Annotated in this window: 23 protein-coding genes; 8 read left to right on the plus strand and 15 right to left on the minus strand. The window is 36.2% G+C overall.

Annotated elements, in window-relative coordinates; translation table 11 throughout:
- The first annotated feature begins 14 nt into the window (after window positions 1–14).
- The 4 genes from HMPREF9699_RS05370 to HMPREF9699_RS05385 all read left to right on the plus strand — a co-directional run bounded on the left by HMPREF9699_RS05370 (window position 15) and on the right by HMPREF9699_RS05385 (window position 3,084).
- Window positions 15–620 (plus strand): LURP-one-related/scramblase family protein, encoded by a 606-nt coding sequence (locus HMPREF9699_RS05370; protein ID WP_002663052.1) that lies wholly within the window; start codon window positions 15–17, stop codon window positions 618–620.
- Window positions 620–1,087, plus strand: a complete 468-nt coding sequence (locus HMPREF9699_RS05375; protein WP_002663054.1) for a hypothetical protein — start codon at window positions 620–622, stop codon at window positions 1,085–1,087. The genes HMPREF9699_RS05370 and HMPREF9699_RS05375 overlap by 1 nt, the downstream gene beginning before the upstream one ends.
- 49 nt (window positions 1,088–1,136) lie before the next feature.
- Complete coding sequence (locus HMPREF9699_RS05380; protein ID WP_002663056.1) at window positions 1,137–2,162, plus strand: glutaminyl-peptide cyclotransferase; 1,026 nt, start codon at window positions 1,137–1,139, stop codon at window positions 2,160–2,162.
- A gap of 64 nt (window positions 2,163–2,226) precedes the next feature.
- The gene (locus tag HMPREF9699_RS05385; RefSeq protein ID WP_002663058.1) at window positions 2,227–3,084 is read left to right on the plus strand and encodes a diacylglycerol/lipid kinase family protein; all 858 of its coding nucleotides are present in this window, start codon (window positions 2,227–2,229) and stop codon (window positions 3,082–3,084) included.
- A gap of 676 nt (window positions 3,085–3,760) precedes the next feature.
- On the opposite strand, the gene lgt is transcribed toward HMPREF9699_RS05385, so the two are convergent.
- The 13 genes from lgt to HMPREF9699_RS05450 all read right to left on the minus strand — a co-directional run bounded on the left by lgt (window position 3,761) and on the right by HMPREF9699_RS05450 (window position 13,174).
- Window positions 3,761–4,621: a prolipoprotein diacylglyceryl transferase gene (gene lgt, locus HMPREF9699_RS05390; protein WP_002663060.1), complete on the minus strand. Its 861-nt coding sequence runs from the start codon at window positions 4,619–4,621 to the stop codon at window positions 3,761–3,763.
- Between the two features lie 7 nt (window positions 4,622–4,628).
- Entirely contained in the window at window positions 4,629–4,871 is a 243-nt protein-coding gene (gene yidD / locus HMPREF9699_RS05395; protein WP_034985659.1) for a membrane protein insertion efficiency factor YidD, read from the minus strand.
- Window positions 4,872–5,195: 324 nt separating this feature from the next.
- On the minus strand, window positions 5,196–5,693 hold the full coding sequence (locus HMPREF9699_RS05400; protein WP_002663062.1) for a hypothetical protein: 498 nt from the start codon (window positions 5,691–5,693) through the stop codon (window positions 5,196–5,198).
- A 4-nt stretch (window positions 5,694–5,697) separates the two neighbouring features.
- Complete coding sequence (locus HMPREF9699_RS05405) at window positions 5,698–6,006, minus strand: phage holin family protein (protein WP_002663063.1); 309 nt, start codon at window positions 6,004–6,006, stop codon at window positions 5,698–5,700.
- Between the two features lie 74 nt (window positions 6,007–6,080).
- Window positions 6,081–6,446, minus strand: a complete 366-nt coding sequence (locus HMPREF9699_RS05410; RefSeq protein ID WP_002663064.1) for a YtxH domain-containing protein — start codon at window positions 6,444–6,446, stop codon at window positions 6,081–6,083.
- A gap of 101 nt (window positions 6,447–6,547) precedes the next feature.
- Entirely contained in the window at window positions 6,548–7,228 is a 681-nt protein-coding gene (gene cmk / locus HMPREF9699_RS05415; protein ID WP_002663065.1) for a (d)CMP kinase, read from the minus strand.
- A 3-nt stretch (window positions 7,229–7,231) separates the two neighbouring features.
- Window positions 7,232–8,242: a type IX secretion system protein PorQ gene (porQ, locus tag HMPREF9699_RS05420; protein ID WP_245946052.1), complete on the minus strand. Its 1,011-nt coding sequence runs from the start codon at window positions 8,240–8,242 to the stop codon at window positions 7,232–7,234.
- A 264-nt stretch (window positions 8,243–8,506) separates the two neighbouring features.
- Window positions 8,507–10,075 (minus strand): ribonuclease Y, encoded by a 1,569-nt coding sequence (rny, locus tag HMPREF9699_RS05425; RefSeq protein ID WP_002687946.1) that lies wholly within the window; start codon window positions 10,073–10,075, stop codon window positions 8,507–8,509.
- A gap of 308 nt (window positions 10,076–10,383) precedes the next feature.
- Window positions 10,384–10,671, minus strand: coding sequence for a cell division protein ZapA (locus tag HMPREF9699_RS05430; RefSeq protein ID WP_002663068.1), 288 nt, complete (start codon window positions 10,669–10,671; stop codon window positions 10,384–10,386).
- Window positions 10,671–10,982 carry a hypothetical protein gene (locus tag HMPREF9699_RS05435; protein WP_002663070.1) on the minus strand — a complete coding sequence of 104 codons (312 nt, stop codon included), beginning with the start codon at window positions 10,980–10,982 and terminating at the stop codon, window positions 10,671–10,673. The genes HMPREF9699_RS05430 and HMPREF9699_RS05435 overlap by 1 nt, the downstream gene beginning before the upstream one ends.
- Before the next feature lie 84 nt (window positions 10,983–11,066).
- Window positions 11,067–11,852 (minus strand): type IX secretion/gliding motility protein PorT/SprT, encoded by a 786-nt coding sequence (gene porT / locus HMPREF9699_RS05440; RefSeq protein WP_002663071.1) that lies wholly within the window; start codon window positions 11,850–11,852, stop codon window positions 11,067–11,069.
- A gap of 25 nt (window positions 11,853–11,877) precedes the next feature.
- A complete protein-coding gene (gene ubiE, locus HMPREF9699_RS05445) occupies window positions 11,878–12,624 on the minus strand; it encodes a bifunctional demethylmenaquinone methyltransferase/2-methoxy-6-polyprenyl-1,4-benzoquinol methylase UbiE (protein ID WP_002663073.1) in 747 nt (248 codons plus the stop codon).
- Window positions 12,605–13,174, minus strand: coding sequence for a hypothetical protein (locus HMPREF9699_RS05450; protein ID WP_002663075.1), 570 nt, complete (start codon window positions 13,172–13,174; stop codon window positions 12,605–12,607). Before HMPREF9699_RS05450 ends, ubiE begins: the two co-directional genes overlap by 20 nt.
- Window positions 13,175–13,350: 176 nt before the next feature.
- Here HMPREF9699_RS05450 and HMPREF9699_RS05455 point away from each other — a divergent pair, with 176 nt between their 5' ends.
- The 4 genes from HMPREF9699_RS05455 to HMPREF9699_RS05470 all read left to right on the plus strand — a co-directional run bounded on the left by HMPREF9699_RS05455 (window position 13,351) and on the right by HMPREF9699_RS05470 (window position 18,429).
- Window positions 13,351–13,704, plus strand: coding sequence for a hypothetical protein (locus tag HMPREF9699_RS05455; RefSeq protein WP_002663076.1), 354 nt, complete (start codon window positions 13,351–13,353; stop codon window positions 13,702–13,704).
- A gap of 218 nt (window positions 13,705–13,922) precedes the next feature.
- Window positions 13,923–15,941: a TonB-dependent receptor domain-containing protein gene (locus tag HMPREF9699_RS05460; protein WP_002663078.1), complete on the plus strand. Its 2,019-nt coding sequence runs from the start codon at window positions 13,923–13,925 to the stop codon at window positions 15,939–15,941.
- A 140-nt stretch (window positions 15,942–16,081) separates the two neighbouring features.
- Entirely contained in the window at window positions 16,082–17,149 is a 1,068-nt protein-coding gene (locus tag HMPREF9699_RS05465) for a 3-oxoacyl-ACP synthase III family protein (protein WP_002663080.1), read from the plus strand.
- A 77-nt stretch (window positions 17,150–17,226) separates the two neighbouring features.
- On the plus strand, window positions 17,227–18,429 hold the full coding sequence (locus HMPREF9699_RS05470) for a metallophosphoesterase (RefSeq protein WP_002663082.1): 1,203 nt from the start codon (window positions 17,227–17,229) through the stop codon (window positions 18,427–18,429).
- Between the two features lie 38 nt (window positions 18,430–18,467).
- On the opposite strand, the gene HMPREF9699_RS05475 is transcribed toward HMPREF9699_RS05470, so the two are convergent.
- Both HMPREF9699_RS05475 and HMPREF9699_RS05480 read right to left on the minus strand, forming a co-directional pair.
- A complete protein-coding gene (locus HMPREF9699_RS05475; protein WP_002663083.1) occupies window positions 18,468–18,860 on the minus strand; it encodes a DUF423 domain-containing protein in 393 nt (130 codons plus the stop codon).
- 115 nt (window positions 18,861–18,975) lie between these two features.
- Complete coding sequence (locus HMPREF9699_RS05480; RefSeq protein WP_034985664.1) at window positions 18,976–20,301, minus strand: hydroxymethylglutaryl-CoA reductase, degradative; 1,326 nt, start codon at window positions 20,299–20,301, stop codon at window positions 18,976–18,978.
- Window positions 20,302–20,585: the final 284 nt, after the last annotated feature.

Below are 20,585 nucleotides of genomic sequence, written 5' to 3' on the forward strand. Positions count from 1 at the left end.
AAAATCATTTTGATATGAAACTTCAGAACTTGAATTACCCTTTAGATTTTAAATTTAGACTTACCACTCTTGCCAGTGATTTTAATATCACTGATGCTCATGGGAATTTCGTGGCGTATGTTCGTCAGAAATTGTTTAAACTTAAAGAGGAGGTAGTTGTTTTTAATAATAATAAAAAGGAGCAAGAAATTTTTAAAATCAAAGCCAATAAATGGTTGGATTTTAATGCTTCCTATGAGATTGCTAATCTTTTAGAACACAAAAGTCAAGGTAAAATCACCAGAAAAGGGATGCGTTCCTTTTGGAAATCTACTTATCAGATTTTTGACGGGCAGTCCGCTGAAAAATATTCCCTGACAGAAGATAACGCATGGGTAAAGGTGTTAGATGGTTTCTTCGGAGAGCTTCCTGTGATAGGGATGTTTACGGGGTACTTCTTTAATCCATCCTATTCTGTAAAAGATGCCTCTGGCAGGGCTTATTTTCAATTGAAAAAAATGCCTTCTTTCTTCGGGAGAAGATTCCAATTGCACAAGCTCAATGAAGTTCCAGAAGAAGATGAAACACTCATTATTTTATCACTTTTGATGATGGTATTATTAGAAAGAGCAAGAGGATAATGAGAAAAGGAGTAATTTTTGCCATGATGAGCTGGGCACTCGTGGCTTGTAATAAAAAGGAAACCGAAAAAGTAGAGAGAATTCAAGACTCTGCCATGGTTCAGATGGTATTGCCTATCCTTAATACGATAGCACTTCCTGAAGAGTTGGGCGAATGTTCATGTAAAATGGCGGCTTCGGAGACAGATTTTAAGGAGGGGAAATTGCTTTATGCAGATGATTATGGGAATACTGCATATCTAAAAATTAATGGGGAAGATTTTGTTTTTACCTTGGATGAAAGTTTTGATTTAGAAAACTTTGATAGAAAGTTAGAGAATGAAAAATACTTACTTCATATAGTGCATCAGAATGAGAAATCTCACGATGGTATTCATACTTATCGAGGGCAGATAAAGCTGGTGGATAAGAAAACAAATAGCACATCTGTAATTCCAGTGTATGCAGAGTGTGGATGTGCCTCATAGAGTTGATTTATTATTGTATCATAAATAAAATCAGAACAATTCATAAAAAATGAAAAAAATATTTTTTGCTGGTGTCATCGCCCTTGGTGTGCTTACCGCTTGTAATAAGGATGGAGATGTGCTTACCATTTTAAGCGAATACAATTATGAAAAAGAGCAAGAGGGATATCATTTTGGGGATATTATTGATTTGCCGAAAGAAATCAAAGATGTAGCACAGTCCATTGAAATTAATTTCGGAGATAAGCAGGTGAAGGACCTTAAAATTACACAGGAAAATTATAAACTCGGGGATAATTCCATTACCTTTATTATTACTACCAAAGATGGAAAAACCCTTACACAGGAGGCTACCATTAATGTTTTTGCTTCTCATCCAGAAAAAGAGCTCGGCTACGAAGTAGTGCATACTTATGAACATGATAAAACCAATTTCGTACAAGGATTTCAGCTAGAAGGAAATACCATTTATGAATCGGTAGGGCAGTATGGAAGTTCTAAGCTAATGAAATACGCTCTTGGTACGGTATCTCCTATAGTGGAAGTTCCTCAGTCCCAAGATGTATTCTCAGAAGGAGCTACCATAGTGGGAGATAAAATTTATCAACTTACTTGGCAAAATAAAAAAGGTTTTATCTATGATAAAGCAACACTGAAACAGGAAAGTGAGTTTGTGTATCCTAACGCCATGTTAGAAGGCTGGGGACTTACTTATGATGGAACGCACTTACTGGCTTCCGATGGAACTAAAAATATCTATTTCTTAGACCCAAAGAATCCATCTCATTTGGTAAAGTATATTTCAGTGGCAGGAAATCAAAGAACTTTTGACCAAATTAACGAGCTGGAATATCATAACGGATTTATCTATGCTAATATTTGGCAAAGTCCTACGATACTGAAAATTAATCCCAAAACAGGAGAAGTGGTGGCTACAATAGACCTTTCTAAAATTGCCGTTCAGCACACTACCAACTCAGATGATATCCTAAACGGAATTGCATTTAAGGGCGAGAATATGCTTATTACAGGTAAAAACTGGAATAAAATTTATGAAATCTCTATCAAAGAATAGTAGATTGATTAGCAGAAGAAAATCAGGATAATCATGATGGATTATCCTCTTTTTATTTAAAATTATGAATACTACGGCGTTTATCATTAATCCCAATTCGGCACATGGGAAATATCAGCAGTTTTTGCCCGCTATTCATCGTCTTTTTCCTGAAAGTCCTATTCATATTTCTAAAAGTAAGCATGATACGGAAGAATTTATAAAATCCAATTGGGAAAAGATAGACTATTTCATCGCTATAGGGGGAGATGGTACGGTATCTTCCATTGCTGCATTGCTTATTCATTCGGATAAGAAATTAGGGATTATCCCCACAGGTTCTGGAAATGGCTTTGCCAAGGAAACGAATTTTGAACAGAATGTGATTGCATTAGCCCGAAAAATACAAAGTGGAAAAAGTACCTGTATAGATACTTTTATGATAAATGACCATTTCGGTATTAATGTTTCGGGGGTAGGGTTTGATGCTTTTGTGGCTAAAGAATTTGAGAAGACTCGCAGAGGACTGATAAACTATATTAAAGTAAGCCTCCGAAGTTATTTTCAGTTTAAAGAAATTCCAGTCAAGGGAATGAGAGAGGACGGAACGGTGCTTTTTCAGGGGAATTTTCTCTTTGTGGAAATTGCTAATAGCAGGCAGTTTGGGAATAATGCTTTCATTGCTCCTAATGCTTCTTTACAAGATGGATTATTAGACATTATACTGGTAAAGAAATTTCCATGGTGGCAGTCTTTACAGTTCGGTTATCAGCTATTTGCTGGGAAAATTCTTCGGAATCCTTCGGTGGAGCATTTTTCCTTGTCTGTATTGGAAATGCATACCTCTTATACCACTTGGCATATTGATGGAGATTATATTGAAATTCAATCTCCAGTTAAGATTACCATTCAGAGAAATAGTTTAAGATTAATTAGCGATTAGTTTTTGGCGAATGACTATGGCGATATGCTTTCTAAATTCTCATTTCTAAAAGCAGGAGGCTTTTAGTTGCTGGCGAATAGCTTTTGGCTGCTAGCAGTGGGCATCTAACTTTTTAGCCTTTTAGCTTTCTAACCTCCACTTTCCAATTTCTAAAATCCGTAGTCAATAGGTTTTTAGTTTGACCTCGTAGAGGTCAGATCTTTAATGGCATGGTAGGATATGATTCCATACAATATACGACCCCGTAGGGGTCGTATGCTATAGATATTTGACCCCGATGGGGTCAGCACTGCAATAGGCTTTTAGCGGATGGCAGTTGGCTTTTAGTGATTTGCCTTCTAACCTCTAAATTCTCATTTCTAAAAGCAGAAGGCAGGAAGCAATGGGCAGGAGGCTCTTAGTTTGACATCGTAGAAGTCGTATGTTTATAGCAAGGAAATTATTCCATACAACATACGACCCCGCTAGGGGTCGAATAACAAAATGGTGGCTATGGCTATACACATTTGACTCCGATGGAGTCAATACATGCGGTGGGGTTTTAGCGACTGGCTTTTAGCGAATAGCTTCTAGCGATTGGCGGATGGCTTTTCATTTTTTAACCTCCAAAATCTTTGTACATTATACATCGTACATTATACATTGTACCATCTCTAAATTCCAACATCTAAAATCTTTATTCTTCCTTGAGTTTTCTGTTTTTGGAAGTTATCATGATGAAGAACCCAGCAATCATAAATGGAATGGAAAGTACTTGTCCTGTGTTCAGCCCTGCAAAAGTGATAAACTCATCGCCTTGTGGCTCTTTAAGGAACTCTACAAAAAAACGAATTGCCCAAAGAAGGATGAAAAATAACCCGAAAAGCCATCCTTGTTGGTATTTTTTATTGGTTTTTTTGTACAAAGTCCATAATAAAATGAAGAGAAGAAAGTAGCCTCCTGCTTCCAATAGCTGAGTAGGGTATCTTGGAACTATTGCTCCATAGTCAGGGCTTTGTTGTGGGAAAAGTACCCCGAAAGGAGAGTTTTCTGGTGCTGGCTTGCCGATGATTTCTGAATTAAAAAAATTTCCTATCCTCACAAAAGCTCCTCCTAAGGCAACCACGATTCCTAATCTATCATATACCCAGAAAGGGTTTTTCTTAATGATTTTATAGGAATAATACAGCGTAGTAAGAATCAATGCTATAGTAGCTCCATGGCTGGCAAGCCCTGAAAAACCTGTGAATTTAAACTCAGGCTTCGTTTGAATAGGCAAAAATACCGACCAAAAGTCTTGTTTGAAAAGCTCTGGCTGATAGAAAATGACATGTCCTAATCGGGCTCCTAATATTGTCCCTACAAGCGTCCATGTGAATAAAGGTTCCAAAAATTTTTGGTCTATTTTATCTATTTTAAACATTTTTCCCATTAGCATAGAGCCCAATCCGAATGCAAAAACGAACATCAGGCTGTAGTAGTGGAGGGTGAAAAATCCTAAATTGATTCCCGTATTAGGATCCCAAGTGAATGAAAGTAGAGTGGTAAGTGTAGTCATTATTATTTTATTTTTTAGGTGGAACAGGGTCATGACCGCAACCACCCCAAGGGTGGCAGCGAAGTATTCTTTTCAGTCCGAGCCAAAAACCATAGATAACTCCATGGGTCTGTAGAGCCTCTGCCATATAATGAGAGCAGGTAGGCGTGTATCTACAGCTGGAAGGGAGCAAGGGAGAGATCGCCATCTGGTAAAACCGAATGGGCAATAGCAGTGGAAGAATCCACCATTTTTTTTTCTTTTCGCTCATAAGATGCAAATGTATCAATTTAATCTTGATTCTTGAAAATAATATGAGCTAAACTAATTCAAAAGCATTAAATAGTTATTTTATAGGATATGATAAAAGTTTTATAAAAACAGATTTTGATTTTTTGTTTTTTCTAAGTACTCTGAGGTTTAATACGATTTCAGAATACTAGAAAACTTAGGTAAAGTACCCAAAAAAATGAACCCTAGTCGAGATAGTGTCTAAACTAGAATTGATGTTATAGTTTAGGTATTATAGACAATCATTTAATGCTTTGGAAAATTAATTAAATAATAAAAAAACCGCCATATTGGCGGTAATTAATTAGATTATTTTTTCTAAACTATTGATGCTTTTTTGTTTTTGTACTTCATCTAATTTTTTCTGAACAAAACGAAGTGCTGTAGGAGCTAAATAAATAAGTGCTGCTCCTAAAAGTTTGTCTTTCCAGCTTTTAGATTTCATTTTTTTCTTTGCCAATGCTGCAGTACCTAGTATTACCCCCATTTTTATGATTCCTTCTACACTTTCTCCCTTGAGTGCAGAAGAGGCAATTTGCACGAAAGCATTTCTGTTGAAAATCTTATTTTTTACTCCTATCTTAACATCTTGGATGATGTTATCTTTGTTTAAAACAGTTTTTATCCCTCCGTCATCCGCTGGTGTATTGTTGAGGTAGCGGTCTGTAAGTCCGCCTGTTATAGCCCCTAATGATTGTTTTCCGTTCTCAAAAGTAAATAGCCTTTCTTGTCTTTCTATTTCCGTTTTTAGTGCTGCTTTAGCTTTTCGGAGTTCGTCCAAGGATGTATATTTTGTTGCCATAGTATTACGGATTTAGGGTTTTTATTAGTTTATTAATGATGCGAAGTTTGATGCTGTTTTTCATGATGAAAAGCACAAGGGCAATTAAAAGATAAAACCCAGCCATGATGAGTATTCCATAGGCATAATTATCAAGATAATGCCCTATGAGTAAGCCTAATCCTATGTTCACTAGGATGAAAAAAAACAGCCCAATGAAAGCGATGAGTGTATAAACTACTATTCCTCCGATGATTTCAGAAGATTTTTCTGTGGCTTCTAGTTTTATCAGTGCCAATCTATTTTCTGCGTATTCTTTTATTAACTTTATCATATCGGGTGTAAAGGTAAGAAAAAAAAGGAACCTAAGTTCCTTTAATATTTCAGGATTTATTTATATAATTCCTCTTATTTTAGTGCATCTAATTCTGTCTGAACATCTTCTGCTACATCCTTAGACTTATCCACTACTTGATCTTTGTATTTGTGGTAGCTATTTTTTACATTATCTGCTACATCTTTAATATTAGAAGCCAAGTGTTCATATTGGTCTTTTACCTTTTCAGATACATTATGATAAGTTTCTTTTGTTTTTTCAGAAAGTTCATGGTACTTATCTTTTGCTTGGTCTGAAAGATCGTTTGCTTTTTCCTTAATTTTTTTTCTGGTAGTTTTACCATCTTCTGGTGCGAAGAGCATTCCTAGAATCACTCCAGCGGCCGCTCCAGCCAATAGACCTGCTAATACAGTTGCGGTATTTCCTTTTCTTGCCATAATTTATTCTTTTATTGTTATTAATGGAATTTCTATGGTTATCATGCAATTAATATGCCATATAAAGTTAAAATTAGGTTAAAAAAAGAAGTTCAATCATTTTATTGGGAAGGTGAAATTTTGTTTTCAATGTATCGTAGCATTAACTCTAGGGTTTGCTCCTTATTGATATTAGAATTATCAATGACAATGGCATCATCTGCTTTTCTTAAGGGAGATTCTTTTCTATTTTCGTCTATGAAATCTCTTTCGGTAAGGTTTTTTCTTACTTCTGCTTCTGTAATGGTTTTGCCTAAGCTAATAAGTTCCAAATGGCGTCTTCTTGTGCGTTCTTCCACAGATGCGGTAAGGAAAAATTTAAAATCTGCATTGGGGAAAATGGTGGTTCCGATGTCTCTACCGTCCATTACAATGGAGGTGGTTTGGGCATAGCTTCTTTGTACATCCAAAAGATAAGTTCGCACTTCGGGAATGGCGGCGACTTCACTCACAAAGTTCGCCACTTTCGGTTCTCTAATTTCATCAGAGACATTTTCATCGTTTAAAAATAGTTGAGTACTTTCATTGTTTTGTTCTAGCCTAAGGTAAATATGCTGGAGGGAAGCAATGAGTTTTGCGTGGTCTAAACCATCATTCTCATTCAAACAATGTCTTAATGCGTAAAGGGTGATGCCTCTGTACAATGCCCCCGTGTCTATATGGGTAAACCCTAAACGACTGGCTAATAGCTTAGAAATAGAACTTTTTCCTGTAGATGAATATCCGTCTATGGCGATGATCATGGTTTAAAAATAACGATTGTTACTGATGTCAACTTGTATTCCGATGAGGTTAAGATTTCCTGCACTATGGTATCTGGCATGGGTATAATCTATCTTGAAACGATTAAGCTGAAGACCGAAGCCAAAAGATAATCCTGCGAAACTTCTTTGTTCTGCAATGGCAAGTTCTGTTCCTCTTCGGATATTATATCCCGCTCTGAGCTGAAAATTTTTCTCAGGGAAAAGTTCTACCCCGAAAGAAAAGTGGTCGGCAATTTTTCTACCGATGCTCACTTCCTGCCCATTTGTATTATAAGGAGCGGAGATATTGAACTTTTGTAAGTCGTGAGCAGTAATAGTGATGGCAGCGGGAAATTTTTCTAATATTTTGGTGTACCCTACATCTACACGGAAAGGGAGTCTTTCTCTGTATCCATTAAAAGTCTTAAACTGATAGCCGAAATTTCTTGCTACAATGGCGAGGGTTTCCTTGGATTTTTCGAGGTGGTAAGTTACTCCTATATCTCCTGCTACTGCCATAGAGGTAAAAGTATCTATCTGAGAATTAATGTATTTTACATTGACTCCTACAGTCCATTCTTTTTCTACATTGTAGGCGTAGCCTACGCCGATGGTGGTATCAAAAGCCCCAAAAGTGCCATTCTCAAATCCTGCTTCATCGGTTCTAGGAATACTACCATAATTCATGTATCTGGCAAAACCATGAATGAAATGATGACCATTATCAAAAGCATGTGCATAGGCAAGCGTTCCATATTTACTATCCGCCAAATAACTGGCAGCATTGAGTGCAATTCTCTGGTGGGTATCTTCATTTTGGAGTGCAGGGTTTACAGCGAGCATACTCACATCATCGCCATAGAAAGAAACTGCGTCTCCTCCTAATGCAGATTGTCTAGCAGAGGTAGGTAAATTCAGAAAAGGATATACATTTTCGCCCAACTGAGCTGAAAGCTCTACAGATCCCAGTAAAGCACAAGAAAAAGCTAATTTTAAAAAAAAACTTTTCATCATAAGGCAAAGATAATTCATAAAACGATATGAAGGAATAAATTTTTAAAAATTTTGTCCAATACAAAGGAAAATATATTGCACCTACCTTAATTTTTATTTGTTTAAATCTTTTGAATTTTATGAGACTGTTTCAGGGTATCAAAATATACTGTAATGTTACTGATAACCATTGTGCTTTATATATGATAGAATGTACATTCATTTGGTAAAGGCAAAAAAAACACTTCCTAATGGAAGTGTTTTTTAGATATATAAAATGTGTTTTTACCTTGCGATATTTACAGAGCGAGTTTCACGGATGACCGTTACTTTTACCTGTCCTGGGTAGGTAAGTTCATTTTGGATTTTTTCAGAAATGTCATAAGAAAGCTGTGCAGATTCTTCATCATTTACCTTTCCACTTTCTACCATCACTCTTAATTCTCTTCCTGCTTGGATAGCATAAGCACTATACACCCCGTTAAAACTCATGGCAGCGGCTTCTAAGTCTTTAAGTCTTTGGATATAAGATTCTAGGGCTTGTCTTCTAGCTCCAGGTCTAGCTCCTGAGATGGCATCTGCCACCTGAATGATAGGGGAGAGTAGGGAAGTCATTTCTATCTCATCATGGTGTGCACCAATGGCATTAATCACTTCTGGGTTTTCTCCATATTTTTCTGCCCATTGCATACCTAGAAGTGCGTGAGGAAGCTCTGATTCTTGTTCAGGTACCTTCCCTATGTCATGGAGAAGCCCTGCTCGTTTAGCGAGTTTTACATTGAGTCCGAGTTCCGCTGCCATGGTAGCGGCGATATTAGCTACCTCTCGGGAGTGTTGTAAGAGATTTTGTCCATAAGAAGAACGATATTTCATTCTTCCCACTATTTTTACTAATTCAGGATGGAGACCATGAATACCTAGGTCTATGATCGTTCTTTTTCCTACCTCTATGATTTCCTCTTCTATTTGTTTTTTGGTTTTCTCCACCACTTCTTCTATTCTTGCGGGGTGAATTCTACCATCGGTAACCAATCTATGGATAGAAAGTCTTGCGATTTCTCTTCTTACAGGGTCAAAACAAGAGAGTAAGATGGCTTCTGGAGTGTCATCTACGATGATTTCTACACCAGTAGCAGCTTCCAAGGCACGGATATTTCTCCCTTCTCTACCGATGATTCTTCCCTTTACTTCGTCAGATTCTATATTGAATACGGATACGGAATTTTCAATGGCTTGTTCGGTACCGATTCTTTGGATGGTTTGAATCACAATTTTTCTAGCTTCATTTTTGGCATTGAGGGTGGCTTCCTCCATAATGGCCTGTACATGTGCCTGTGCACGAGTTTTTGCCTCAGCTTTCATGCTTTCCACTAATTCTCTTTTTGCCTCATCAGCAGAGTAATTAGATATTTTTTCCAGCATTTCTACTTTTTGAGCCAATGTTTTGTCTAGTTCTTGTTGTTTTTTAGAAAGGGCTTCGCTTTTTCTTTCATTGTCAGAAATATGCTTTGCCAAGTCTTTTTCTGTTTTGGCTATTTTAGAAAGTTCCTCATTGAGTTTAGATTCTTTGTCCTTAATTCTTTTTTCTGTTTCTTGAACTTTTTTCTCACGGGATTGTATATCCGCATCATGTTGAGATTTGAGTTCGAGGAATTTTTCTTTTGCCTGAAGGTGTTTTTCTTTTTTAATGGCTTCCGCTTTTACTGTAGCTTTTTCTATCAAGTTATCGGCTTGTTTTTTAGCATCTTCTATGATGTATTTTGCTTTTGTGTTCAGATTGCTTTTGGAAAAAAACATTCCTACTGCAAAACCAATCGCTAGTGCCAAAAGCCCGATGATTACATAAGTTAACATATATTTTTTATTTTTTTTAAATTTTTTTTTCTCTACAATGCTGAGCATGTAATTTTTTTATTTTTTTTCATGCTCATGGTGTTTGTATCTCGTTTTCTAATTCTTATTTTCACAAAAAAACCTACAGCAATCCATTGATTTTGAGTAAACTCCTAATCAACACGATTTGAGCTATTTCCATCCTCTGTAATCCGTAGTAGTACGGCACGCCATCAGAAGGACTTTCACCCGGTAATGGTTTAGCGTTGAGTTTACCAATAATGTGTTAGAATTGCTATAGGCAAATATGTTAAGAAGACGGTGATTTTTTAGTCTTCTGTTTCCTCTATTTTTTGGCTGATTTTTTTCAGTTGATTCACAGAGGATTGTATGATATTTTCTTTTTCTAGGGAGATAACTTCTGCATTGGTGCCTAATTTCAGTGCACACATCGCTAAGGCATCTTGTTTATCTTGGACATTGAAATTTTTTTCGAAGTCCTTTATCATATTTTCTATTTGTTTACCTACTTTACGAAGGGTTTCTTCTTCCGCAGCCGGAACATTCAGGGGATAGACACGCCCAGCAATATTTATGGTAATACGCCTTGTTTCCATCACAGTCCTGTATTTTGAAGTTCAGCAATACAATAATCTATTTCCTTGATGAGTCTATTGATATGATGTTTCATCAGTCGGTTATGTTCTGGGTTTCCAGAGATTGCTGCATGCAGTTTGGTTTCTTTCTCTCGTTCGGCTAATATTTGGTAGCGTTTTCGCTCTTCGTCATATTTCTTTTCTAAATCTGTATATGCTTCTGCCAATCGCTGGTTTTCAGTCTGTAATTGTCTCTTTTTGAGCAATAAATCATTGACTTTCTCCTCGATTTCTAATAAATATTTTTGTAAATCTACTAGCGATTCTGACATAATTATTCTAACAATTCCACAAAAATAGGAATTTGTACGCTAATATTAGGAATTTTTGCACTAAAAAATGAATGTCACTGAAGTTTATTCAAATTTTAATGTAAAGAGTATCGCTCTGCTACTTCCTGAGGATAGAGCTTTGGTCCAATAAGGAGGTGTAGCATCTTTATCTGCTACCACTTCATTATTTAGGAAAAAGGTACCTCGGATACCAGGAGTGAGTTTAAATCGGTTGAAATAAATTTGGATACCCATTTCCGCAGACCATGCAAAGTTGTGAGTGGTACTACGAAATGTACCTTGTAAATTATCATCTGGTGAGGAGGAATTAGACTGTAAATTCATGATGTAGTTAATTCCTGCGGCAGCGTATGGGCGAGTATTGTACCATCTATTACCATGCATCTCTACCAAGATAGGAATATCTAAATAAGTAGATCTGATATTTCTTATTTTGTCTTTTTCAGCTAGTGTTTTGGTTTCAAAAGCAGGATTGGTAAGGGAGCCTGCAGAGTAAATATCATTCTTTTGGGTGTCAAAATAGAGCTGTCTCTGTGCGAATTGCATTCCAGGTTCTATTCTGAGGTCAAAGTAGTCATTCATACGCATTCTACCGATGAGCCCTGCCCCGAAGCCATAACCTCCTGTAGAAGTCACAAGGTTCTTATTGCCGTCCATGCCATATCTTGGATCTAATACCAAACGATAATCATAGTGAGAGCCATTGAGGAAAAATCCCCAAGAAAACTTTTGGTGGTCAAAGTTTTCTAATTTATCCATTCTATGGTTGATATTAAAAAACTGTGCTGTAGCTAAACTACTTATGGATAAACCCGTTAGGAGGCATATTTTTAATAAATTATGTTTCATTGTTATTATGGTTTTTCTTTTGTTATTATTTTGTTGCCTTATATATGGTAGCAATTCCAAGGCTTAATTTTTTCATTTTCACTTCTTTAAATCCTACAGAAAGCAAAATATTTTTCATTTTCTCTCCATAGGGGAAAGCGTTCACGGAGTCAGGGAGGTAGGTATAGGCTCTGTTATCTTTAGAAACTAGTCTCCCAATGAGTGGCAGAATATTTTTAAAATAAAACATATAAAGTGGCCCTAGTATTCCTTCTACTTTTGAGAATTCCAAGATATAGACGCTTTTATTGGGTTTTACTACTCTTCTCATTTCTGAAAGTCCTTTTTCAAGGTTTTCAAAGTTCCTTACTCCAAAGGCAGCGGTTACTGCATCAAACTGGTCATTTTCAAACGGCATATGCTCTGCATCTCCTTTAATCATTTTTATTTTGCCGTCTAAATTAAGTTTTTTTATTTTATCTACACCTACATTTAACATTTGTTGAGATAAATCATAACCTGTAATTTCCGCATCGGTTCCTTTTTGTATAGCGATGGCGAGGTCTCCCGTTCCTGTGGCTACATCTAACACAGAATTGGGCATTTCAGTTTTAAGCATTTTTACCAATGTTTTTCTCCATAGTGTATCTACTTTCATAGAGAGGACATGGTTCAGTAAGTCATATTTAGGAGCAATGTTATCAAACATGTCTTCCACTTCATTTTTTTTGCTCGCTCCTGAATTATAAGGTTTTACTTCGTTATGTGAAGTATTATTTGTTGTAGTATTCATTATGATAATTAATAAAATCTTGTTTTCTGAAAATTTTTGTTCTAGATTCTACTTTCTGTATGTTTTTAATAACTGCATCATATTCCTCATCTATGTTGTAATAAAAATCATCAATGTAGAGTGCAGCAGTTTTTTGGGGTCCTCCGTAATAGTTTTTTCCATCTATTTCTGTGAATCCTTGTCTTAACAGAAGGCTGTCTTTATTGAGTTGATAACCATAGTATTGCGTATGGATATAATAGTCTTTCTTAGTAAGATTAATCAGCCCTCTTTCTTTTTTTACATTAAAAATGGTATCGTAAATTAATTTTTTTTCGGCATCAAAGACAGAAATTTTGTTTTGTCCTTTATGGATATTTATTTTTAGAAACTGTCCTGCTCCTAAAATTTTTTGTTCTTCATTGTTAATTTTGAAATAGTAAGTATCTGGTGTAGGGTTATCTACTAAGTGATAATTTTTTTTTGAAAGAAAAATAGAATACACACCGAAAGCCAATAAGGCGATGGCAACAGAGATTATTAAACCTAATGTAGCAGGATTTTTTTTCATGAAGTGTCTATTTTTGCAAAGCTAATAATAATTTATCTGAAATTTGGGATTTGGTTTTTGAAATTTAGAAAATATTTATTTGATGCCCAGTGGGTATTGTGTTTGTGTATTGGAGTAAATGTATTTTTTTTACCCATTTTGTGCAAAAAAGATATTTGTTTTACCTTTGCCTAGGAATGAAGTTTTTTCGTAGTTTCATACTTTCTTCTATTGTATTCCTATTGAGTTTTCAGGGGACTTTATTTCTTTTGGACTATCATTTGAACCAAGAGAAATATGAGGCTCTGTGCGAAAATAAAAATCGTCCTGAGCTAGAATGTCACGGAAAGTGTTCGCTGAAAAAAGAAACCGAAAAACAGCCTACGCTACAGCAAGTATTAAAAATAGATTTTAATTTTTTGCCTCCTGATGAGGTTATGCTTCGTTCTGAAAACTTTTCAGTATCTTATATTACCATTACCACCACTTTTCTAAATCCGAACCTTTGTGGTGGCTATCTTACATCATTACTTAGACCGCCTATTTTTTAATGAGACTTCCTAATTAGAAGATGAATTTTTCGGTGATACTATTATTCTCGTTGTATAATGAGAAGAGTTGTTTCATCATAAAGTTTTTATCTTCTGTTGATTGTTTCTTTAAGCTCAAAATCAAACCGTTAAAAATTCATGATGCCCCGTCTCTATAGATGATGGGCAGACGGTTTTTCATGTGAATAGCAAAATAAATTTAATTCAAAAAAAAAGTAATGATTTTTAATATATTTCAAAATACGAACAGCGGTAAATCTGCCTTTATTATTGGAGTTTTTATTGCTCAAAATTCTTTTTCGCAAACTGTAACAGATAGTATAGCGTTACCAATAGAAACGGTAACCATCTCTAAAATTCATTCTTATAAAAGTGGAAAAATATCGCCCCAAAAATCTGATTTTGCAGGACACGATGCAGGCCGTTTTCTAGCAACTATTCCAGAGATTAATGGCATCCGAAAAGCGGGAAATTTTGCTACAGATCCTGTTTTGAGGGGGTTTAAATATGAACAGCTCAATGTGGTAATTGATGGTGGACTGAATGCTATTAATGCTTGTCCCAGCCGAATGGACCCAGCTGTGAGCCATATTAATATGAATATGGTAAAAGAAGCAGAAATTTTTAAAGGACCATACAATTTCCGTTTCGGAACGGCACTCGGAGGAAGTATAAATTTCGTTATGAAAGAACCAAAACTTACTGAGAAAATAAAGGCGAATGGAAGATTAACAATGGGGTATGAGTCTAATGGAAATATTACTAAAAATGAAATTACCACTGGACTTACAGCAAAACATTGGGCAGTAGATGTCTTTGGAAGTTACCAAAAGGGAGATTCTTATAAAGATGGAAATGGGAATATTGTTCCATCATCGTTTTTGAGATATACAGCAGGTGCTAAAGGACTATTTCGATGGAATGAAAATCATACCACTTCCCTACAAATTAACACCAATCAGGGGAGAGATGTGGAGTTTGCCGCTCTAAGAATGGATTTGATTTATGATAAAACATTGATGATGCAAGGAAAGCACTTGATGAAATGGGAACACTCCTTGCTAAAACATCTTGAGTTGAGTGGGTATCGAACAATGGTAAAACATTCTATGGGAACGCCTGATAGAAAGATGGTTTCTGATGTGGAATCCCAAACTTATGGCGGTAGGGCAGAGTTTAAATTTCAGAAATTAGGTTCGCTTTTCTATTCAGGGATTGATGCAAAAGTAGAATCGGCAAAAAATATCAAAATGACGATGCCTAAAATGATGCCTATGAGAGACGGTACGGCATGGCAAGATGCTGAAATAGAGCAGTTCGGTTGGTTTAATGAATATCAATACGCTTTCGATAAAGGAAAAATGAGCCTCTCCTACAGAATGGATTTTAATCAAGCTAAGACAAATGAAGTATCCCAGCTTTTCCAGAAGTTGTATGGTAATACAGAATCTTCTCAGCTTAATCATAGTATCAGTTTAGGATACAGTAGATATTTTGGGAATTATGCCATCTTTTCTTTATGGGCAGGGCGTTCACAGCGTAGTGCCTCCATTTCGGAACGCTTTATTAATCGATTTGTTGTGGGAATAGATGCCTATGAAATGCTTGGAAATCCACATTTGAAACCCGAAACCAATCATCAAGCGGATATCATTTTCACTTTCAAAAAAGACCATTTACAGTTTCGTGGGAATGGATTTTTCTCGCATTTGAAAAATTATATTTCGGGTGTTATTACTCCTCATATCCCTAAATATGGAATGCACAGCCCAGGCGTAAGACAATATACCAATGTGAGAAATGCTATGAAAACGGGTGCTGAGGCTTCTTTAGAATGGGAATTCCTTTCTCGATATAAAAGTCAATGGGCAGTAGCTTATACTTATGCGAAGGATTGGGATACGCATCATCCGCTTCCAGAGATTGCTCCTTTGGATTTTAGATGGAATTTGTATGCTGATTTTCATCCTATTTCTTTTGCTGCAAAATTCCGATATGTAGCCCCTCAAAATAGAATCAATAAGGACTTTGAAGAGCTGAAAACTCCCGATTTCTATACGGTGGATTTGGAAACGCAGTACCAAGTATTTAAAAATGCTCGTTTAGAGTTCCATCTTCTTAATTTGTTCAATAGGGCGTATGCGGAACACCTTAATAGAACACTTTCTACAGATAAAAACCAGCGTATCTTGGCAGCAGGAAGAAATTTTTCCTTAGGTTTTTCTTATATCTTCTAATATAAAATAGTGTAAATCAATATATATAATTTTTTTGGTATAAGCCTAAAGCTATTCGCCAAACGCAATTTATTTCTTTCAGCAGGGCGTAGTATTCAGAATAAATTCCTAAATTTGTACTTATTTTTCAAAACAAAACAATGGCAAATACGATTATTATCGGTTCTGGATGCTACTTGCCCGAAAGAATCATCGGAAGAGACTATTTTTATTCTACTCAATTCTTTGATGAGCAGTTTGCACCTATCGATAAGCCTGCAGAGGAGATAGTTTCTAAGTTTGTGGAAATTACAGAAATAGAAAATAGAAGGTATATTAATGATAATCAGACCAATTCCGAGATTGGTGCCATTGCTGCGAAATTAGCCATAGAAGATGCAGGGATAGATCCTGAAACCTTGGATTACATCATTTTCGCTACTAATTTTGGTGAACTGACTAAGGATGGTAGGTCAGATTTTATGCCTACATTAGCGGCAAGAGTGAAGAAAAAACTTGGAATAAAAAATAGAAAATGCGTTACTTATGACATGATTTTCGGTTGCCCAGGTTGGGTAGAGGGGATGATTTTAGCAAATCAGCTGATTAAAGCAGGAAGTGCAAAGCGTATTTTGGTCATCGGTTCTGAGACGCTCAGTAGAGCTACAGACCCTTATGATAGAAATAAAATGATTTTTGCCGATGGCTCTGGTGCGGTAGTTGTAGAAGCTACGGAGGATGAGGGTGTAGGTATTATAGCACATAATACTTTGTGTGATAATGATGCAGAGCTTTGCTATTTGGAGAATAATCATTCACTCAATCCTGACGAAAACCCTTCAGCACTTTATATCCGTATGCAGGGAAGAAAAATCTATGAGTATGCACTGAAAAATGTTCCTGACTCAATGAAAAATACCATTGAAGATGCAGGGCTGAATATTGATGATATAGATAAAATTTTGCTTCACCAAGCCAATGCAAAGATGGATCATGCCATTATTGATAGACTTATGAGGCTGTATGGCATAAGAAAATATGATCATGCCATTGCACCTATGACCATTCAGGAGTTTGGGAACTCATCTGTGGCTACCATTCCTACTATGTTTGATTTAATTATCAAAGGAAAAATGGAAGGACAACAGTTTAAAGATAAAGGAAATGTACTGATGGCTTCCGTGGGGGCAGGAATGAATATCAATGCTTTTGTTTACAGATTTCCGTAATAATAGAAAATCATTTTTTATAATTTATACACTTTTCAGCATGATACTTGCATAGTATTGTGCTGATTTTTTTGCTTATGAATACAGTAATGATATTTACCACGCTGGTGTTTTTTATTCTAGAATTTTATGCATTTCAAGCAGTGAGGCTATTGACTTCTCATCTTGTTATTCGGGTGAGTTATTGGGGTATTACGCTTATGGCGTATGGAGCTGTGCTTTATGTATTGAATGCGAATCCTAGACCACCTCATGGGCAGGTAAATATTGCGGTAACGCTTTTTCTGACATTGATTTTGTCCAAAGTTTTCATCGTTCTTTTTCTCTTCATTGAAGATTTCATGAGAGGACTTCAGTTTTTATTCCGAAAAATGAGAGGAGAGCAGGCATACATGCCTTCTCGGAAAAAGTTTTTTTCCACGGCGGGAATGGGCTTTTTTGCCTTTACAGCACTTTTATTTTTAGACGGCGTTTTTTTCGGAAAATTTCGGCATACTGTTCGGAGGGTAAAACTGAAATTAGAAGGGCTACCAGTAGCCTTTAATGGATATAAAATCATTCAAATATCAGATTTGCATAGCGGTAGTTTTCCTAATGCAGAAAAACTTCAGTTTACCATTGATATGATTAACGCAGAAAATCCAGATTTGGTACTTTTTACCGGTGATGCCGTCAATAGCTATGCAGATGAATTTATCCCTTTCATTCCTTTATTTAAAGCCATTAAGGCGAAAGATGGAAAGTTTTCTGTACTCGGAAATCATGATTATGCGATGTATGGAAACTTCCCTAATGAAAAAGCGAAACAAAAAAATATAGATGACTTGATACGGTACTTTCAATCGGCAGATTTTCGGATGCTTAGAAATGATAGTGTGCGTATTCAAAAAAACGATGAAGAAATTGCCTTGTTGGGTGTAGAAAACTGGGGACTGCCCCCTTTTCCCCAGTATGGAGATTTAGATAAGGCACTTAACGGCGTAGCTCCTGATTTGGTAAAAATATTGATGAGCCATGACCCTACGCATTTTGATAGCGTGGTAAAACAGCATCCTCAGAAAATTCATTTGACACTTTCGGGGCATACACACGGAATGCAGTTTGGTCTAGATTTAAAAAACATCCGATGGTCTCCCGTTCAGTACAAATACAAAAAATGGGCAGACCTCTATGAGTCCCAAGGGCAATATCTGTATGTGAATAGAGGGTTTGGAGTTATAGGCTATCCAGGTAGAGTAGGGATAAAACCAGAAATTACATTATTTACATTGGAGGGATAAAAAATACCGTAAGCAGTGGTGGCTTACGGTATTTGGTTTTATACATGAGGTTGTTTTTTCAGGAAATAAATGATGAGTAGCAACCAAGAAATAATCATGAACAGTCCACCGATAGGTGTGATAGGTCCTAAGAACTTAGCATTGAAATTCCATGCCTCTTGCATTGCCAGTAGGTAAATGCTGAATGAAAAAAGCACAGTTCCCAGAATCATGGAAAGTGAAATCCACTTTTCTGCTCCCGTTTCAAATTTTAAGATGTAACCTACTATGAGGAGGTAGAGTGCCGCATACATCTGATAACGAACACCTACTTCAAAACTGGAAAGCCTCTCTACGCTTAATATACTTTTTAAAGCATGTGCTCCAAAAGCTCCAAATACAATGGATAATAAACCGAAAGCTGCTCCTACAGCTAATGTGATTGTTTTCATTTTTTATAATTTAAATAGATGATAATTAATTTTATAAGCAGTAGGCCGTATGCCAATAGTTATCATGTTTTGTACATTATACATCGTATATTATACTTTGTACAAATATAAACGCTTACCCTCTCATTTTTTCTAGTTCCGAAATAACTTCATGGTGAGATACGGTTTTATTCTTAAAATATTCTACAAAATATTTTTTCTCCTCTTCGGTGGCATTAAACTGATTAAGGATATTAAAGAGGTGCATTTTCATATGTCCCTTTTGGATACCTGTAGTTACCAGTGAACGAAGAGCAGCGAAATTTTGTGCCAAACCGGATACGGCTAAGATGCTCATGAGTTCATTAGCAGAAGGTTTACCTAAGAGTGCTAATGAAAATTTCACTAGAGGATGCAGATTGGTAAGTCCGCCTACTACTCCTATGGATATAGGGAGGTCTATCCAGAATCTAAAAACTCCATTATCGGTGGTACAATGTGTTAGGGAGGAATACTTTCCAGAACGAGCTGCATAGGCGTGTGCACAAGCCTCCGTGGCACGGAAATCATTTCCTGTAGCAATGACTACAGCATCTACACCATTCATAATCCCTTTATTATGAGTAGTAGCTCTATAAGGTTCTATTTCTGCAATGGTTACCGCTTGTTTAAACTTCCATGCGAACTCTTCTGGACGCATGCCACTATCGTCTATTAGATCTTCTATTTTACAAGAAACCTCCGCTCTTACAATACAATCTGGAGTGTAGTTAGAGAGAATATTCATGACCACTTGCAGAGAGTTTTTTTCCTCAGCAGTGAAATCTTCTGATGCAGAAATGGTTTCTTTTAGCGTTTTACCAAACTGTTCTAAACAAGAGTTAATAAAATTGGCTCCCATGCTGTCTCGGGTATCGAAACTGGCTTTCAGCTGGAAATAATTCGGAAGGTCTTGCGTTTTGTCAATGAGTTCAATATCTAGGATTCCCCCCCCTCTTTGTCTCATGTTTTTGGTAATCGCCTCGGTATCTTGGAAGAGTTTTTTCTTGAGTTCAAAGTTAAAAAGGTGGAGAATTTTATGGGCTTCGGCACGAATGATGAAATGGGTATGTCCCAGTTTTTTGGTATTAATGATGGTGGTTTTAAATCCGCCTTTGTCTAGCCAAAACTTGGCTGCTTTAGAAGCCGCTGCTACCACAGAACTTTCTTCTACTGCCATAGGGAGTGCATATAATCTTCCATCGATGAGGAAATTAGGAGCAATGCCATAAGGCATATAAAAATTAGAAATGGTGTTTTCTGAAAACTCATCATGGAGTTTCTGAGTAGCCTCATCGGTATTCCAATATTGCTTTAAAATGGTTTTCATTTCAGGATTTCCCTCCAAATATGTATTAGTAATCCATTCTATTTTTCCTTCTTTGGTCAGTTTAGAAAAACCTTCTATTGGTTGTTTTCCCATATTGATAAAAATTTGCAAAGTCAAAGGTAATTAATATTTCTATAAAATACTTCATGATTGGGAAAAAAAGGCACATGGCACATTCAACCCCCAAGTGCAATTTTTTATGCCACGAATTTATAAAATAAATTTTTAGGTTCTTCAAAATCTAATTAGGTCAAACGCACGAAATCCTATTTTCATAGGGTACTCAATAAAAAAATAATTGAATATCAATATATTAAAATTTGCCCTTAATCACTTTTATAAAAAGAGTATGAAATTTAAATATTTGATTATTAATG

The sequence above is a fragment of the Bergeyella zoohelcum ATCC 43767 genome, from assembly GCF_000301075.1.
Classification (GTDB): Bacteria; Bacteroidota; Bacteroidia; order Flavobacteriales; family Weeksellaceae; genus Bergeyella; species Bergeyella zoohelcum.

Bases quoted from the DNA above. Each gene is read 5' to 3' on its own strand.
- HMPREF9699_RS05375 (WP_002663054.1), top strand. From the start codon at position 620: ATGAGAAAAGGAGTAATTTTTGCCATGATGAGCTGGGCACTCGTGGCT.
- HMPREF9699_RS05450 (WP_002663075.1), bottom strand. From the start codon at position 13,174: ATGAAAAAAAATCCTGCTACATTAGGTTTAATAATCTCTGTTGCCATC.
- HMPREF9699_RS05480 (WP_034985664.1), bottom strand. From the start codon at position 20,301: ATGGGAAAACAACCAATAGAAGGTTTTTCTAAACTGACCAAAGAAGGA.
- HMPREF9699_RS05405 (WP_002663063.1), bottom strand. From the start codon at position 6,006: ATGATAAAGTTAATAAAAGAATACGCAGAAAATAGATTGGCACTGATA.
- HMPREF9699_RS05370 (WP_002663052.1), top strand. From the start codon at position 15: ATGAAACTTCAGAACTTGAATTACCCTTTAGATTTTAAATTTAGACTT.
- ubiE (WP_002663073.1), bottom strand. From the start codon at position 12,624: ATGAATACTACAACAAATAATACTTCACATAACGAAGTAAAACCTTAT.
- lgt (WP_002663060.1), bottom strand. From the start codon at position 4,621: ATGACTACACTTACCACTCTACTTTCATTCACTTGGGATCCTAATACG.
- HMPREF9699_RS05465 (WP_002663080.1), top strand. From the start codon at position 16,082: ATGGCAAATACGATTATTATCGGTTCTGGATGCTACTTGCCCGAAAGA.
- HMPREF9699_RS05455 (WP_002663076.1), top strand. From the start codon at position 13,351: ATGAAGTTTTTTCGTAGTTTCATACTTTCTTCTATTGTATTCCTATTG.
- HMPREF9699_RS05410 (WP_002663064.1), bottom strand. From the start codon at position 6,446: ATGGCAAGAAAAGGAAATACCGCAACTGTATTAGCAGGTCTATTGGCT.
- HMPREF9699_RS05400 (WP_002663062.1), bottom strand. From the start codon at position 5,693: ATGGCAACAAAATATACATCCTTGGACGAACTCCGAAAAGCTAAAGCA.
- HMPREF9699_RS05380 (WP_002663056.1), top strand. From the start codon at position 1,137: ATGAAAAAAATATTTTTTGCTGGTGTCATCGCCCTTGGTGTGCTTACC.
- HMPREF9699_RS05430 (WP_002663068.1), bottom strand. From the start codon at position 10,671: ATGGAAACAAGGCGTATTACCATAAATATTGCTGGGCGTGTCTATCCC.
- HMPREF9699_RS05475 (WP_002663083.1), bottom strand. From the start codon at position 18,860: ATGAAAACAATCACATTAGCTGTAGGAGCAGCTTTCGGTTTATTATCC.
- porQ (WP_245946052.1), bottom strand. From the start codon at position 8,242: ATGATGAAAAGTTTTTTTTTAAAATTAGCTTTTTCTTGTGCTTTACTG.
- HMPREF9699_RS05460 (WP_002663078.1), top strand. From the start codon at position 13,923: ATGATTTTTAATATATTTCAAAATACGAACAGCGGTAAATCTGCCTTT.
- porT (WP_002663071.1), bottom strand. From the start codon at position 11,852: ATGAAACATAATTTATTAAAAATATGCCTCCTAACGGGTTTATCCATA.
- HMPREF9699_RS05435 (WP_002663070.1), bottom strand. From the start codon at position 10,982: ATGTCAGAATCGCTAGTAGATTTACAAAAATATTTATTAGAAATCGAG.
- HMPREF9699_RS05385 (WP_002663058.1), top strand. From the start codon at position 2,227: ATGAATACTACGGCGTTTATCATTAATCCCAATTCGGCACATGGGAAA.
- cmk (WP_002663065.1), bottom strand. From the start codon at position 7,228: ATGATCATCGCCATAGACGGATATTCATCTACAGGAAAAAGTTCTATT.
- yidD (WP_034985659.1), bottom strand. From the start codon at position 4,871: ATGAGCGAAAAGAAAAAAAAATGGTGGATTCTTCCACTGCTATTGCCC.
- rny (WP_002687946.1), bottom strand. From the start codon at position 10,075: ATGTTAACTTATGTAATCATCGGGCTTTTGGCACTAGCGATTGGTTTT.
- HMPREF9699_RS05470 (WP_002663082.1), top strand. From the start codon at position 17,227: ATGAATACAGTAATGATATTTACCACGCTGGTGTTTTTTATTCTAGAA.